A 16,004-nucleotide genomic window follows, 5' to 3' on the forward strand; every position below is an offset into this window, starting at 1 on the left:
TACACAAGGGAAAAAGCCAGATAAAATCTAATATTATCGATACTTATGTACTTATAATTCCTACCTCTTAATTATACAATATTCTTAGGAATTTTTCACCAAATCTTTTTTCTAATTCTTCTTTCATTACAGATTCTAATGTTTCCATTCCGAATTGACTTGCAAAGTCTAGTACATCCTTGCGAGCCTCCACTAGAATTTCAATATCTTTGATAATGTTAGCCACCCGCAAATCAGGTAAGCCCGATTGAGCTAATCCGAATAATTGACCTGATCCGCGCAACAATAGATCTTGCTCTGCTAGTTCAAAACCATCTTGCGTTTGTTCCATTAGCTTCAAACGCTCTTGGCTTACATCATTTTTTGAATCACTTACTAAAATACAATAGGACTGATGAGAACCACGACCTACACGGCCACGCAACTGATGCAATTGAGATAGACCAAATCGTTCAGCCCCTTCAATACACATGATAGTCGCATTAGGTACATTGACACCAACCTCGATAACCGTGGTGGAAACGAGTAATGAAATGTCTCCCTTGTGGAATGCATTCATTACTTCGTCTTTGTCACTAGGTTTCATGCGCCCATGAACGAGTCCCACTTCATAGGCTTTGTAAAAGTATTCTTTTAGTTCTAAATACAGTTCTTCAGCCGCTTGTAAGTCTAATTTTTCAGACTCTTCGACGAGTGGACACACTACGTAGACTTGGCGCCCTTCCGCCATCTCCTTACCAAAGAATGCCCGTAATCGATCTTTATAAGAACTATCTACAACATACGTTTTTACAGGCTTACGGCCTGGCGGCATCTCTTTAATTAAAGAAACTGCTAAATCTCCATATACAGATAATGTCATAGTCCGTGGAATCGGTGTGGCTGTCATAATAAGTACGTGCGGATATGTACCCTTCTGTTGCAGTCTAGCCCGTTGTTCTACACCAAAACGATGTTGTTCATCTATAATAACAAGTCCTAGGTTGTGGAAGTTAACACCTTCTTGAATAAGAGCATGGGTGCCAATAATCATATGAATCGATCCATCAGCTAACCCTTCATAGATGCGTTCTTTTTCTTTTTTGGTAGTAGATCCCGTTAATAGCTCTATGGTAATCCCCAAATTACCACACACTTCTGTTATACCTTCGTAATGTTGTGCAGCCAAAATCTCCGTTGGAGCCATTAACGCCCCTTGGTACCCATTTTCAATGGCTTTCAACAAACTCAACGTAGCTACAACGGTTTTACCGGACCCTACATCACCTTGTAACAAACGTTGCATAGGACGTTCATCTTCCATATCGATACGAATGTCCTCTAATGCACGCTGTTGATCACCGGTCAAAGAGAATGGTAGATTTTCAATACATTGCGCCATTAACTCTCCATTAGGCCCCATTTTCGGACCTCTATGGCACTGCTCTTTATTACGCAACAAGGCTAAGCCCGATTGCATCACAAATAGCTCTTCATAGGCGAGTTGATGACGAGCCTCTTCGTAACGCTCAGAAGAGTCGGGAAAATGCATCATCTTAAATGCATCATATCGACTCATATAATGGTGAGCCTCGAGAACCTCTTTAGGTAAAATCTCAGGTAACTCATGATTAGCGGCAAACCAATTTCGTACCGATGAACGCACAACAAATTGAGATACTCCATCAGCCAAAGCATAAATAGGAACGATACCTCGATCTGGCTCCCCACCATCTCCCAAGTTTTCTATTTGTGGCGTATTCATTTGCATAGAGCCATATTGAAATTCCGCTTTACCATATGCATATAGACGCTGACCTTTTTTGTAAAAGTTCTTCTTATAGCCTTGGTTAAATAGGACAATCTTTAAAGGACCAGTACCATCTGCAATGACTACTTCTAAAATAGACAATCGAGGGCGAGGACGTTTCTCTTGAACTGCTATAACATTACCTACCACGCCACCAGTCATGCCAGATTTTAAATCACCAATTCTATAAATCGTACGGCGGTCTTCATAGGTTCTTGGGAAATACGTTAACAAGGATGTTATATTGGTAATTCCCAACTTATGTAATTGTTTCTCTCGACCAGGACCAATCCCCTTTATGGTCGTCAACCGTTCATCCATAGAAACTCCTTTAAATATACGATAAACACATGAGATATATCCAATTTCTGTATATCCTTGTGTAAAAGCCCTCTCATATCATAGAATATGATATATAGTATACCTTATATTGTAGTATATTTCATAAAAAGAGCAATATGTACGATAAAAATACTTGCTTTAAGCTACTCTTTATGATAATATACTTTTGTTATGTTATAGATTAAGCTTGGAGGTGGAAACTATGGCAAACCTTTGCGAAGTATGTGGCAAATCCACATCTAGCGGTATGAACGTGAGTCATTCTCACATTCGCACAAGAAAAACTTGGAAACCGAACATTCAAAGAGTACGGGCGGTTGTAGACGGTGCTACTAAAAAAGTAAACGTATGCACTCGCTGCCTTCGTTCTAATAAAATTACACGCGCGTAAAATAAAAAGTACATGTACTCTTTGGGGTTCTAGAGCCCCAAAAAAGCAGTTAGTTCAATTTGAACTAACTGCTTTTTTTGTTATTTATAAGGTAATATTTGGAATGTAGTATTGTTTAAAGAGCTTAATAGCATATTGGTCTGTTAAGCCAGCCACATAGTCTACTACATCAAGTGTAGAATAAAATTCCTTACCACTTTCACACCCTTCCATATCATCTGGGTGCTCCATAAAATGAGTAAATAAATTTTTCACCACATGAGATGCTTTATTTCGATCAGGAATTAATGCTGGCGCCAAGTAAACGTTTTTAAACATAAATTGGCGGAATAGATTCATAGTCATTTCCACATCACTGGACATAGAAATTACTGGTTTATCTAAGGACTCCCGTACCATATCTTCAACCATGGCAGTAATCATACTAGATGGAGTCATACCAAAATGCTCGCGCACTTCAAAGGGCAACTCCTCAGCGGTCAACATACCTGCCCGTTGTGCATCGTCAAAATCGTGGCACAAATAAGCAATGCGGTCTACGATACGAATGATTTGACCTTCCAAAGTGTCAGGGATATGAGCCCCTGTATGGCCTAAAATGCCATCGCGTACAGCAGTCGTTAAATTAAGACCTTGGTGGTCGCAATGCTTTTCTAAGACCTCAACCATACGCAAGCTTTGCTCATTATGATTGAAGTGCCCCACCATGTCGCGCAATGCATATTCACCGACGTGACCAAATGGAGTGTGGCCCACATCGTGGCCCATAGCAATAGCCTCTACAAGATCTTCGTTTAAACGCAATGCACGAGCCACAGTACGCCCAATTTGACCTACCTCAAGGGTATGAGTCATACGCGTCCGATAATGGTCGCCTGGTGCAATATATACTTGTGTCTTATGCTTTAACCGTCTAAAACATTTACTGTGAATAATGCGGTCCCGATCACGTTGGAACGCTGTTCTAAGTGGATCGGGAGCTTCCTCTTCATCACGAATTGCATCGCGGCTTTTAGCTGCATAAGGGGACAGGAGTAAAGCCTCCCGTTCCTCTATTTGTTCCCGTATATTCATTTACCCTCCGATGCGCGGTTTTTATCGATTAACTGCATCACAAGAGAAGCGGTTTCTTCAATGGATTTATTAGAAACATCTAATACTTGGCAGTGCAAACGGCGCATAATAGCTTTCGCATATTCTAGTTCGGCCTGAATACGCTCAATAGATGCGTAGTTTGCTTCATCTTCAAGACCGATAGCGCGTAAACGTTCACTACGAATATTATTTAATTTAAATGGGTCAATAATAAGGCCCACGATTTTCTTCGCTGGAATCTTAAATAGTTCCTCTGGTAATGGTACCTCAGGTACTAATGGCAAGTTCGCCGCTTTAATCTTTTTGTACGCCAAGAACATAGATAATGGAGTCTTACTAGTTCTGGATACACCAATAATAACTACATCAGCCTTTTCAAAACCAGATGGATTTTTACCATCGTCATATTTTACGGCAAATTCAATGGCTTCAACCTTTTTAAAATATTCTTGGTCAAGCTTATGAACCATACCTGCTGTCATACGAGGCTTAGTCGTTGCTACAGTACCAACTGCATCGAGAACAGGCCCCATAATATCTACAGCAGGGATTTTGTATTCAGCTACCTTCTCGTGAAGATATTTACGCAAAGACTCAGACACGATAGTATGACAAATAACATGATGTCCACGTTTTGCATCGTCTACGATTTCATCGATTTGGCTTTCACTATCGATATAGGGAATGCGCACAATTTCAATTTGTTCCTTATCATATTGACTGGCTGTAGCTCGCGCTACAGCCTCAGCGGTTTCCCCTAGGGAATCCGATATTGCATAAATAATTTTTTCTGCCATTCTATCAACCTCAATGTATGCTACATTCTAAAAATACTTTTGCTACCGTCGTTTTTGACACGCGGCCCACAACCTTTAATCGTTTCTTGTTCCCTACGTCCTCGCGAACGACAACAGGCAAACAATCTACTTCATAATCTATCATCTTCTGTGCCGCCTCTACTAAGGTATCGGTAGGCTCCACAGTTATAACCTTACTAACAGGGGTCATGATCATAGATATAGGCATGGCGTGCGAATCTGTTTGACCCATAGAGGCGCGTAGTAAATCTTTTCGAGATACCACACCTACTAGGTACGAATCATCACACACTAAAATCGTACCTACATCCTCTGTAAATATAGTAACAATCGTGTCATATAAACTAGTTTCCCCACTAACCACGACTGCTTGAGATAATACATCACTTACCAGAAATGACTTTAATCGCTCAGCCGTTTGTGTTTCCTTTGAAAGCCCTACATAGTAATAACCTACATTGGGACGCGCATCTAGCACACCTAACATAGTTAATACAGATAAATCTGAACGCAATGCAGATCGTGTAACCTCTAAATGCTCAGCAATAGCACTGCCTGTTACAGGTCCTTCTTCACGAACGATTTGAGCAATTTGTTCTTGTCGTTTCGACAGTTTCACACGGTAACCCCCTTTCATCTCTGTTTGTATTATATCCTAAGTTACCATTCAGAAAAAGAGGAGACCTACGGGCCTCCTCTTTACCATAACTATATTATTACCAATTTAGTTCGTCAGATTCTTGACGACCACGACCAGTCATAGCATCGAGCATAATTCTTTGTTCGATTTGAGCCACCATTTTCTTAGTGTTCACAACCGCATCTGGGTTAACAGAAATGGAGTCGATACCGCTCTTCACGAGGAATTCGCAAAGTTCAGGGTATACGCTTGGTGCTTGGCCACAGATGGATACAGTTTTGCCATCTTTATGCGCCACTTCAATGAGATGACGAATTGCTCTGCGAACTGCTAGATTACGTTCATCATAGATATGTTGAACTGTTTCGTTATCACGGTCACAACCGAGAACGAGCATAGTCAAGTCGTTAGAACCGATGGAATAACCATCTACGTATTTATTGAATTGATCAGCTAAGATGATGTTGGATGGAATCTCAGCCATGAGCCATACTTTGAAGTCTTTACTACGAGCAAGACCTTCTTGAGCCATTAAATTAGTTACTAATTCAGCTTCCTCTACAGTACGGCAGAATGGAATCATAACTTGCAAGTTTTTAAAACCAAATTCATTACGTACTTTTTTAATTGCTTCTAATTCTAATTTGAAAGCAGGTGTATATTTTGGATCATAGTAACGAGAAGCACCACGCCAGCCAAGCAATGCACTGGATTCATGAGGTTCGTATTTGTCGCCACCTTTAAGATCGCGATACTCACTAGATTTGAAGTCGCTCAAACGAACTACTACTTGGCGAGGAGCTAATGCTTGACACACTTTACGCATACCTTCAGCCAATGTATTAACTGCAAAATCACTGCGGCCTGTTTCGATAAGGTGTAATGGATGTTCGTGAATAAAAGTAGTCCAAATGAACTCTTCACGCATTAGACCAATTCCATCACATGGCAACACACCATGTTTTTCAGCCAAATCAGGATCGCCTAAGTTCATGTAAATTTTAGTGCCTGTTACAGGTACAGATTCAGCTACAACGCCTGTAGCAGCTTGTGCTTCTGGCTTTTTAACGATATCTTCTAATACGCCATCGTATACGATACCATTTGTAGCATCAACAGTAATCATTTGACCATCTTTAATAGATGTTGTTGCTTCATGGCTACGGCTCTTAGTACCTACGATACAAGGAATACCAAGCTCACGGCTAACGATGGACGCATGACAAGTCATACCACCAGCATCAGTAACAATAGCTTTTGCCTTTTTCATAGCTGGTACCCAGTCAGGAGCAGTCATAGCAGTGACAAGGATTTCGCCTTCTTTGAATTCATCAATATCCTCAGGATTGATGATAACGTGAGCTTTACCTGCTGCATTACCAGGAGAGGCTGGCAAACCTTTTACTACAACTTCACGATCGCCTGTATCTAAAGAGTTTGTTTTTTCAGTTGTTTCTGGTTTTTCTTTACGAGACCATACTGTTTCTGGACGAGCTTGCAAGATCCAAATCTTATCATCTCGCTCATCTACGCCCCATTCCATATCCATGTAGCAACCATAATGTTTTTCGATTGCTATTGCATATTTAGCAAGCTCTAGTACTTGAGCATCTGTAATAACTTGTTTTTTAGCTTCATCTGGTGGAACAATTTCTTCAACGCAGTCGCCATCAGCTTTACGAACTAAACGAATATGTTTGTCATTGATCATGCGATCAGTAATTTCCATTTTCGCTTTATCTACATGGAAATTATCTGGTGTAACTGTACCTTGTACAACGTACTCACCAAGGCCCCAAGAACCTTCGATAAGGATGTTGTTATCGTTGCCTGTTACGAGGTCAACAGTAAACATTACACCAGCTGCTTTAGAGAATACCATCATTTGAACAGCAGCACTCAAAGCTACTGTCATATGATCAAAACCTTGTTTTACACGGTAGTATGTTGCACGGTCTGTGAAAGTAGATGCATAACATTCTTTTACTTTTTCGATGATAACGTCAGCACCACGTACATTTAAATATGTATCTTGTTGGCCTGCGAAGCTTGCATCTGGCAAATCTTCTGCTGTTGCACTAGAACGAACCGCTACGAACGGATTTTCTTCGTTTACTTTTTTACCAAGTTCTTCATAAGCATTACGGATAGCATCTGCCAACTCTTTAGGCATTTCTTCTTCGCAAATCATGCGGCGAATTTTAGCACATACTTCACGCAATAATGCAGAATTTTCTACATCATCTAACGCATCAAGTTCAGCGCGGATTTTATCTTCTAAACCTGTTGCTTTCATAAACTCACGATAACCATGAGCTGTTGTAGCAAAGCCATAAGGTACAGGTACATTAGTGGAGGACGTCAATTCCCCTAAAGAAGAAGACTTGCCACCTACTAAATTAACATCTTCACGTTTTAATTCATCAAACCAAAGTACGTATGCTGTTTCGCGATTCATGTGAGAACCTCCTAGTCAATTAGTGCAACACATTAAACCTTTTACACATAAATAGTATACCTTAATTTGTAATCTGTCAATTTTTATAAGCATTAAAATACTAATTAAACTGAATAGAAATCATAACCACCCATAGAACGGGTGGTTTGTTCTGACCCTATAAGGGTCTTTCTCTAGTAGTGGCCCTCTAAAGAGGGCAATGAACGATCTGACAACCACTCTATTACCACTGGCTGCCACTTCTTTTTGCCTATTTTACTGGCTCACCACTAAATGGGTCGGTATATTCTTTAAAGTTTAATGTATCTTGCGCTATATCCTCTTGTAGTTGATTGCGAATATACTCTTTTATCGCTCCTTCATATCGTCCTACCGTATCCACATAATATCCTCTACACCAGAAATGTCTATTTCCATACTTATATTTTAACTTTGCGTGTTTATCGAATATCATGAGGCTACTTTTACTTTTTAAATAGCCCATAAAACTTGATACGCTTAAATGTGGTGGTATCGTTACTAGCATATGAATATGATCCGGACAGCATTCCGCTTCTATAATCTCTACATTTTTTCTCTTACATAAATCTCTTAAAATTTTACCTACATCAGCTTTTATCCGATCATAAATTATTTGTCTTCTATACTTTGGAGCAAAAACAATATGATATTTACATCTCCATTTACTATGTGATAAGCTTTTTACGTCATTCATTGACATTGAACCTCCTATGTTAAAATGTTGTGGTTGCCAGACCAACTTCATTTTATCACTAGGAGGTTCTTTCCTTTTCTCTAAGAATTTTTTATTGACCCCCAGTTTAACTGGGGGTTTAGTCATGCCTATTCGGCGTACAACTAAAAAAGATGATTGCCTAATATTAGACAATCATCTTTTTAGAACGTAGTTATTACTTAATTGTTATTTCTGCCTGGCTGTAATAAAAATAGGTACATTCCAAGCATCAAGAATTCAAAAATAGTATCATTGATAAAAAGACTTAAAAGTATTAATGCTATGAAAATTGGATATACCCAAAATGGAAATCCTATATCATAAGCTCGTCTCATGCCAGTCATAAAAAAGAATGTAAATCCATAAATACCAAAGGAATAACCTAAGATTAAATAATTAATCCCTTCAACAATATCTTTTGATTGTATTACGTCACTACCAAAACTAATTAATAAAATACAACACATAAACGAAAAAGCATTGCCAAAAAAATAGAATAAGCGTCCTAATGGTACCTCTGGATCTAAATATTTAATATGCTTAGTCTTTCCATATATCATTAATAATATCGAAATGACAATACATATAGGGGGCATCGTATACCCAAGCCACTGTATTATTACCATCTGTTACACTCCAAATAATGTTTTCATTATAAATAATACTATTATAATCAATATATTTAAAATAAGTTGGAACTCAGGTGAAATATCATAATAGATTAATAATGAAAAACCTCCACTAACAATAATTAAACTTATAACAGCCATTAAAGTTATAGATTTTTCTATATAACTATTTTCTTTATATCTCTTATATAATACATAAGCTACATAAATAATCCATAGCCATGGAACAAATTCAGGTTTCATTTAACTTCCTTGTATATATCCAAAAAGTTTTTCAACACTCGTCCTGTAAGTCCCCATATGGTGTATTGCTCATAGGGATAGAAATAGACGGAGTAGTTTTGTCTAATTTTCCAATCGATGTTATAGCCTTCTAATAGATGGAATGGAAAGTCCTTTAATGGTCTTGTGGCTATATCTAGATGACCTACAGTAGGTTCCATATCTAGCAAATATTGCAAAGGCACGGTAAACACTTCTCCCACTTCATCAGGATTAGGTTTTAAATCACTTGTATGTAATCGCACTGCAACGGCATATAGTTTTACCCCGATAGCAGATACCAAACAGTCTAAATTGCCAAGTAGTTCTATTTGGTCTAAATCTATACCTAATTCTTCAGAGCATTCACGCATAGCAGCATGAGCACCGCTTTTATCATTAGGCTCACAATGACCACCAGGAAAGCTAATTTCTCCGGGCTGACGGCGTAGCTTATTGCTGCGCACTGTAAAGACTACGTGATCTTCCCCATCTACTTCTAATAATGGAACCGCTACTGCCGCAGTAATAACATCGATATCAGTGAGAACAGTATGTTTTCTTTGTTTTAAAAATATGGTTAATTTCTTATCCATAAATATGTCCTCTTACATGTTATCAGTAAATGTATACGATATATATTAATATAAGATGTTCTAAATATATAATTTATATACTTTCATTATACATTAACTTGTACATCAATTTTGGGGTTAGTATTAGTAAATACAATAGAGATACAATAGACCTACAATAGAGATACAATAAAGAAAAATCTTAACAACAAAATAGACAAAAAACTGTGATGAGGTTCTGCACCCCATCACAGTTTTATATTAGTTAAATTTAATTTTTACGAATTTACGTTTACCTACTTGAATGATCATGCCATCTTCAAGAGTGAGATTTTCTTCGCTGTATTTTTCACCGTTTACTTTGAAAGCACCCGCTTTAATAGAACGACGTGCTTCACCATTAGAAGCAGTTAAACCAGCATCTGTGCAGAATTGTGGTACAAAAATTGGGTCAGTTGGCGCATCCATAGCGTATTCAGGAATATCTGTAGGCAACGCCCGTTGTTGGAACACGCGTTTAAATTCTTCTTCCGCTTCGAGAGCAGCTTCTTCGCCATGGTATAAGCGTACGATAGTACGAGCCAATAACATTTTAGCATCACGTGGATGTAACTCCCCAGCTTCAAGACGTTTTGCCATATCATCTTGCTCTTCGATAGACATATCTGTAACGAGCATGAAGTAACGCATCATCAATTCATCTGGAATAGACATTGCTTTACCGTACATTTCTTTTGGCTCTTCATCGATACCGATATAGTTCCCCAAAGATTTACTCATTTTTTGAACGCCATCAAGGCCTTCCAATAATGGCATTGTAATAACTACTTGTGGTTCTTGACCTTCTACCTCTTGTAAGTGACGGCCCATTAACAAGTTGAAAGTTTGGTCTGTACCGCCAAATTCTACATCAGCCTGTAATGCTACGGAATCATGGCCTTGCATCAAAGGATACATGAACTCGTGAACGCCAATAGGACGACCTTCTTTAAAACGTTTGTTGAAGTCATCACGTTCCATCATACGAGCAACAGTATAGGACCCAGCTAAGCGAAGAACGTCAGCAAAGTTCATCTCTTCTAACCATTCGCTGTTGTCGCGGACGATTGTTTTTTCAGGATCTAATACCTTGAAGATTTGAGTTTTATAGGTTTGTGCATTTTCAAGCACTTGTTCTTTTGTAAGTGGTGGGCGTGTTACGCTTTTACCTGATGGGTCGCCAATACGAGCAGTAAAACCACCGATAACGATAACTACTTGATGACCAAATTCTTGGAATAAGCGTAGTTTACGAAGTGGTACTGTATGACCCAAATGAATATCTGGAGCTGTAGGATCCAAACCTAGTTTTACAACTAATGGTTTATTTTCCTTAATGGATTTCTCTATTTTTTTTACAAGATCTTGTTCGTTAATTAAATCTGCTACGCCGTGTTTAATTTGGCGCACTTGTTCTTGAGCACTAATCATGATAATCCTCCTAGAAATACTATTGTTTTAGTATACCATTATCTAAAAACTTTCACAATTATATATATAGTATTGGTTTTAAGCCATTTATGATATAATATTTATAACTGCGTAATAGAATTTACGTTATATTTACTAAAAGAAAAAAGAGGTGACTCTATGAGTAGTAACTCAAATACGAGATCCAATCGCCGGTCAAACGGCAATGGCTCTACACCGAAGAAAACGAGTCCAAAGCGTCTATTTTGGATTTGTGCTCTTCTCTTTGTACTCATCGTAGCCGGTGGTGGCTGTGGTTTCATAAGTGCCACATTATCAAATCTACCAGACGTATCTAATGTACGCCCTTCCGCATCGTCACAGATTTACGATGTGCACGGCAATCTCATTACAACGGTTCATTCCTCAGAAAACCGTTTGCCAATCCCATTGAAGGATGTGCCAAAGGATTTACAGAATGCCTTTGTAGCTACAGAGGACTCTCGTTTCTACACACATCATGGTATCGATCCAATCGGTATCTTGCGTGCCGTATGGGTAAACATCGTACATAGTGGCGTATCTGAAGGTGGTTCCACAATCACTCAACAGTTAGCTCGTAATGCGTTCCTATCACAAGATAGAACATTTAAACGTAAAATTTCTGAAGCCTTATTAGCACTCAAAATTGAACAGCATTACACAAAAGATGAAATCCTTGAAATGTACATGAACCAAATTTACTTTGGTCAAGGTGCTTACGGTGTACAATCTGCATCTCACGTATACTTCGGTAAAGATGCCAGTCAATTAACACTGGCTCAAGCAGCTCTAATCGCTGGTTTACCTCAAAGTCCTAACTACTACTCCCCATTCAATGATTTGGAAGCTAGTAAAAAGCGTCAAGCAGTCGTGTTAGGCCAAATGGTAAAATACGGTTACATTACACAAGAGCAAGCTGATGAAGCGCGCCAAGCAGATTTAGGCTTAGTTGCTAAACAGGAACAAACTCACGAAAAGTCTAATGCGTCATACTTCATCAACTACGTAATTGCTCAAGTTTCTGAAAAATATGGCGATGATGCCATCTATAAAGATGGTTTGAAAATCTATACAACCCTCGATATGGATGCACAAAATGCGGCAGTAGCAGCCATGCAAAACTTGCCTAATTACTATACTGATAAAAACGGTTTACACCAACCACAAGGTGCTATCGTAGCAATGAACCCTCACAATGGTTACATCGTAGCCATGGTAGGTGGTCGCGGTGATGATGCATTTAACCGTGCTACACAAGCAGAACGTCAACCAGGTTCCGCTATGAAGCCATTTGTATATTTAGCAGCTATTCAATCTGGTAAAACTCCTGGTTCTATCGTAGATGATAGCCCTGTTACATTTGGTAACTGGAGCCCTAAAAACTATGAAAATGACTTCGTAGGTAATATTACATATCGCTATGCATTACAACATTCTCGTAACGTAGCTGCCGTAAAAATTGCAGATGAAGTAGGCATGTCTAAGATTATTAAACTTGCTAAAGAAATGGGTATCTCTACTCTAACTGATCAAGATTACAACTTGTCTACAGCACTTGGTGGTTTAACACATGGTGTTACCCCTCTTGAAATGGTACAAGCTTACGGCGTTCTCGCTAATGGCGGTATCAAAGTTCAACCTACGGCAATCCTTAAAATTGTAGATCGCAACGGTCAAGTTGTGGAGGAACACTCCATCCAAGAAAAACGCGTTGTAGACGAAAAAGATGCAGCAATCATTACAAATATGCTAGAATCCGTTATAAATGGCGGTACTGGTGGTAATGCCGCAATCGGTCGTCCTGCAGCAGGTAAAACTGGTACAACAGATGATTCCAAGGATGCTTGGTTCGTTGGTTACACGCCTGATTTAGTAGCTGCCGTTTGGATTGGTGATGACTATGGCTCGGAAACATTACGAGGCATCACCGGTGGTGACACACCTGCTATTATGTGGGGTCAATTTATGGCAAATGCTCTAGCCAATACTCCTGCTTCTGACTTCTCCGTTCCTGCTAGTGCTCAATCAGCTGTCTCTGAAGGTTATTATAACCCTGCAAAAGCACAGCCTAAAAAAGATGATAAAAAAGACGAGAAAGCAGATAAAAAAGACGATAAAGACAAATCAAAAGATGAAGCTGTAAAAGATGACAGTGGCTCAAAAGATGATGCGACTGAACAAAAATCTAATTCATCTAAAAGCAAAAAGTCTAGTAAAAAAGATCGTTAATCTAATACTCTAAAGGAGCGGAACATCTGTTCCGCTCCTTTCTTTTACAAAAAAGGTAGTAAGTTCTATGAACTTACTACCTTTTCATTATTGCCCTATAACTATATAATCATCCGCAACATACAGATGCACAATGATTCATTAGAACATGTATATATTTTTATTTAAGAACTACGTTTGTAGCCCCTGCACCGCCTTCATCATAACCAGCTGTTTCAAAGTGTGCTACATGAGGTAAGGTGCGTAAATATTGATGTACACCTTCTCGTAATGCGCCAGTCCCCTTACCGTGAATAATGCGCACTTGATTAACACCACCAAGTAAAGCTTGGTCAATAAATCTACCAACAGAAACTGTCGCTTCATCTACCGTTTGTCCAAGAATATTGATTTCAGTACGTACCTCTTTTTGGCGTTGTACGGCAGAGCCACCCATACGTTTTCTAGTCTTAGGCATAGCTGCCTTTTGTTCCCGTGCAAGCTTATTTCCTTCTTCACGTGTAGTAGATTGTAATTCGCTAACCTTTACAGTAGCTGTTAGTCCATTAATATCTACATTCACACGATTGCCATTGATAGCTAATACGGTACCTAATGAGCGTAAAGATGTAACATATACTGCTTGGCCTACCTTAATAGCATCTGCAGTCAAAGATTTACGATCATCATCTACTGGAGATTCTGGTATATGTACATTAGAGATACCCTTACGTGCTGCATTAATAGCAGATTGACGCTTATCCTTATTTGTTTCAGAGAATTGCGACTTCAGTTGCTTGATAATCGCTTCCCCTTCAACACGTAAACTGCGCTTCATAGCTTCAGCATCAGCTTGAGCTTTAGCTAAGATTTGTTTACGTTTTTCGTTAAACTGTTTCTTTTCCTTCTCTAATTGACCACGCATGCGACGTGTTTCATCGAGCTCTTTCTTTAAGGCTCTTTCGCGTTCAGATGCCTTACGAAGTTGCTCATTCAAATCCGAAAGAACTTCTTCCATTTCATGGTTACCAAATTGAGATTTATATTCTGCCGCACGGGTTACGATATCTTTTGGCAAGCCTAGACGGGCCGCAATGCTCAATGCATGGCTACTACCTGCTACACCGATATGAAGTCGATATGTTGGTTTTAAGGTGCGATCATCAAACTCTACATGGCCATTTTCAATACCTTCCGTATGATACGCATAATTTTTAAGCTCATTATAATGAGTACTTACCATCATAAGAGCGCCCTTTTTACGGAAGAATTCAAGGATCGATACGGCTAAAGCACTACCTTCCTCTGGATCAGTACCAGAACCAAGCTCATCTAGTAATACCAAATCATTAGGACCACAATGTTTAATGATGGAAATTACTTGCGTCATATGAGCAGAGAACGTACTAAGGCTAGCCTCAATACTTTGTTCATCCCCAATGTCGGCAAAGATATTATGGAATACTGGTAGCATTGAGCCGTGATCAGCAGGGATAAATAGACCACATTGGTTCATTAAACTCAATAACCCTAATGTTTTAAGGGAAACTGTTTTACCACCTGTATTAGAACCAGTAATTAATAGAATACGATATGGTGTGCCTAATAAAATGTTGGTAGGCACTACCACATTCGGTGGAATTAATGGATGACGAGCTCTCATGAGATTAACTGTTCTGTCAGTACTCAAGATGGCTGGTACCCCCTTATAGGAAATAGCCAGGCTCGCCTTACCATATACAAATTCGATATGGGATACCTTTTCACAAGCATCCATCAAATCATTACTATGTTGTTTTACAAGGGCAGACAATTCACGGTAAATACGCAATACCTCTTGCTCTTCACCAATCAAAGCCTCTTGTAATTCATTATTTAGATTCACCAAGCGCATCGGTTCAATATAGAGTGTTTGACCCGTTGCAGAACGGTCGTGAATAAGACCATCAAAATATTGGCGATATTCCTGTTTTACAGGGATTACATAGCGATTGTTACGCTGTGTAATAATCGTTTCTTGGAAATACTTCTGATTATCCTTGTCGTGTAAGATAGCTTGAATATCATTTTTAATCTTTTCCCGAGTTTTGATAATCGTATTTCTAAGGCTCGCCAACTTAGGAGATGCTGTATCTAGCAATTCCCCTTTATCATCAAAGACACGTTTAAAACGGTTTTCAATGCGATCTGTATTTGGCATATCCTGTACCCATAAGGATAGCAATGGATATTCCATATATTTCGTTCTAAAGAACTTTGTCATGCGCTTATAGGCACCAATGGTTAAGTAAATATCCCAAAGTGCTTCACGAGTAAGAACAAAGTCTTTGCGACTCTTTTTACAGGACTCACGAATATCTCGCGTCCCACCTAACGGTTGTTCTACCTCAGTTTGCAACGACCGCATTGCCTCTGCCGTTTCATCAAGGTTCTCTTGAATCTGTTTCGCATCAATCATTGGCTCAATATTCATAGCCAATTCTTTAGCTATGGTAGAGCTACAATGCTGTTGTAATTGTTCTTTTATATGGTGAAAGTCTAATACATCTTCGTTAAACAATGTACTACCTC

General features: G+C 39.0%; 13 protein-coding genes. 2 read left to right on the plus strand and 11 right to left on the minus strand.

The genetic code is table 11. From position 1 onward, the window contains the following. Positions 1-67: 67 nt before the first annotated feature. Entirely contained in the window at positions 68-2,110 is a 2,043-nt protein-coding gene (recG, locus tag VEHSUH06_RS06870) for an ATP-dependent DNA helicase RecG (protein WP_105098289.1), read from the minus strand. A 223-nt stretch (positions 2,111-2,333) separates the two neighbouring features. Between recG and rpmB the strand changes: the two genes are divergently transcribed. Next, positions 2,334-2,522, plus strand: a complete 189-nt coding sequence (rpmB, locus tag VEHSUH06_RS06875) for a 50S ribosomal protein L28 (protein ID WP_005386334.1) — start codon at positions 2,334-2,336, stop codon at positions 2,520-2,522. Positions 2,523-2,606: 84 nt separating this feature from the next. On the opposite strand, the gene VEHSUH06_RS06880 is transcribed toward rpmB, so the two are convergent. The 9 genes from VEHSUH06_RS06880 to tyrS all read right to left on the minus strand — a co-directional run bounded on the left by VEHSUH06_RS06880 (position 2,607) and on the right by tyrS (position 11,204). Further along, positions 2,607-3,596, minus strand: coding sequence for a deoxyguanosinetriphosphate triphosphohydrolase (locus VEHSUH06_RS06880; protein WP_105098290.1), 990 nt, complete (start codon positions 3,594-3,596; stop codon positions 2,607-2,609). Then, positions 3,593-4,414 (minus strand): pyruvate, water dikinase regulatory protein, encoded by an 822-nt coding sequence (locus VEHSUH06_RS06885; RefSeq protein WP_105098291.1) that lies wholly within the window; start codon positions 4,412-4,414, stop codon positions 3,593-3,595. The genes VEHSUH06_RS06880 and VEHSUH06_RS06885 overlap by 4 nt, the downstream gene beginning before the upstream one ends. A gap of 10 nt (positions 4,415-4,424) precedes the next feature. Continuing rightward, entirely contained in the window at positions 4,425-5,054 is a 630-nt protein-coding gene (locus tag VEHSUH06_RS06890) for a helix-turn-helix transcriptional regulator (RefSeq protein WP_009351664.1), read from the minus strand. Positions 5,055-5,151: 97 nt separating this feature from the next. Then, positions 5,152-7,533 carry a phosphoenolpyruvate synthase gene (gene ppsA, locus VEHSUH06_RS06895; protein WP_105098292.1) on the minus strand — a complete coding sequence of 794 codons (2,382 nt, stop codon included), beginning with the start codon at positions 7,531-7,533 and terminating at the stop codon, positions 5,152-5,154. Between the two features lie 250 nt (positions 7,534-7,783). After that, positions 7,784-8,248, minus strand: a complete 465-nt coding sequence (gene tnpA / locus VEHSUH06_RS06900) for an IS200/IS605 family transposase (RefSeq protein ID WP_105098338.1) — start codon at positions 8,246-8,248, stop codon at positions 7,784-7,786. 200 nt (positions 8,249-8,448) lie between these two features. Next, on the minus strand, positions 8,449-8,895 hold the full coding sequence (locus VEHSUH06_RS06905) for a hypothetical protein (protein WP_105098293.1): 447 nt from the start codon (positions 8,893-8,895) through the stop codon (positions 8,449-8,451). Between the two features lie 3 nt (positions 8,896-8,898). Further along, complete coding sequence (locus VEHSUH06_RS06910) at positions 8,899-9,141, minus strand: Zn-dependent protease with chaperone function (protein ID WP_105098294.1); 243 nt, start codon at positions 9,139-9,141, stop codon at positions 8,899-8,901. Continuing rightward, positions 9,138-9,755 carry a CoA pyrophosphatase gene (locus tag VEHSUH06_RS06915; protein WP_105098295.1) on the minus strand — a complete coding sequence of 206 codons (618 nt, stop codon included), beginning with the start codon at positions 9,753-9,755 and terminating at the stop codon, positions 9,138-9,140. Before VEHSUH06_RS06915 ends, VEHSUH06_RS06910 begins: the two co-directional genes overlap by 4 nt. Positions 9,756-9,995: 240 nt before the next feature. Beyond that, positions 9,996-11,204, minus strand: coding sequence for a tyrosine--tRNA ligase (gene tyrS / locus VEHSUH06_RS06920; RefSeq protein WP_105098296.1), 1,209 nt, complete (start codon positions 11,202-11,204; stop codon positions 9,996-9,998). A 159-nt stretch (positions 11,205-11,363) separates the two neighbouring features. On the opposite strand from tyrS, the gene VEHSUH06_RS06925 reads away from it, so the two are divergent. Then, positions 11,364-13,454, plus strand: a complete 2,091-nt coding sequence (locus tag VEHSUH06_RS06925; RefSeq protein WP_105098297.1) for a transglycosylase domain-containing protein — start codon at positions 11,364-11,366, stop codon at positions 13,452-13,454. A gap of 160 nt (positions 13,455-13,614) precedes the next feature. Here the strand turns inward: VEHSUH06_RS06925 and VEHSUH06_RS06930 are convergent, their stop codons facing one another. Then, the gene (locus VEHSUH06_RS06930) at positions 13,615-15,993 is read right to left on the minus strand and encodes an endonuclease MutS2 (RefSeq protein ID WP_105098339.1); all 2,379 of its coding nucleotides are present in this window, start codon (positions 15,991-15,993) and stop codon (positions 13,615-13,617) included. Between the last annotated feature and the right edge of the window lie 11 nt (positions 15,994-16,004).

Origin of the sequence: Veillonella sp. S13053-19 (assembly GCF_002959835.1) — a bacterium.
GTDB lineage: Bacteria > Bacillota > Negativicutes > Veillonellales > Veillonellaceae > Veillonella > Veillonella rogosae.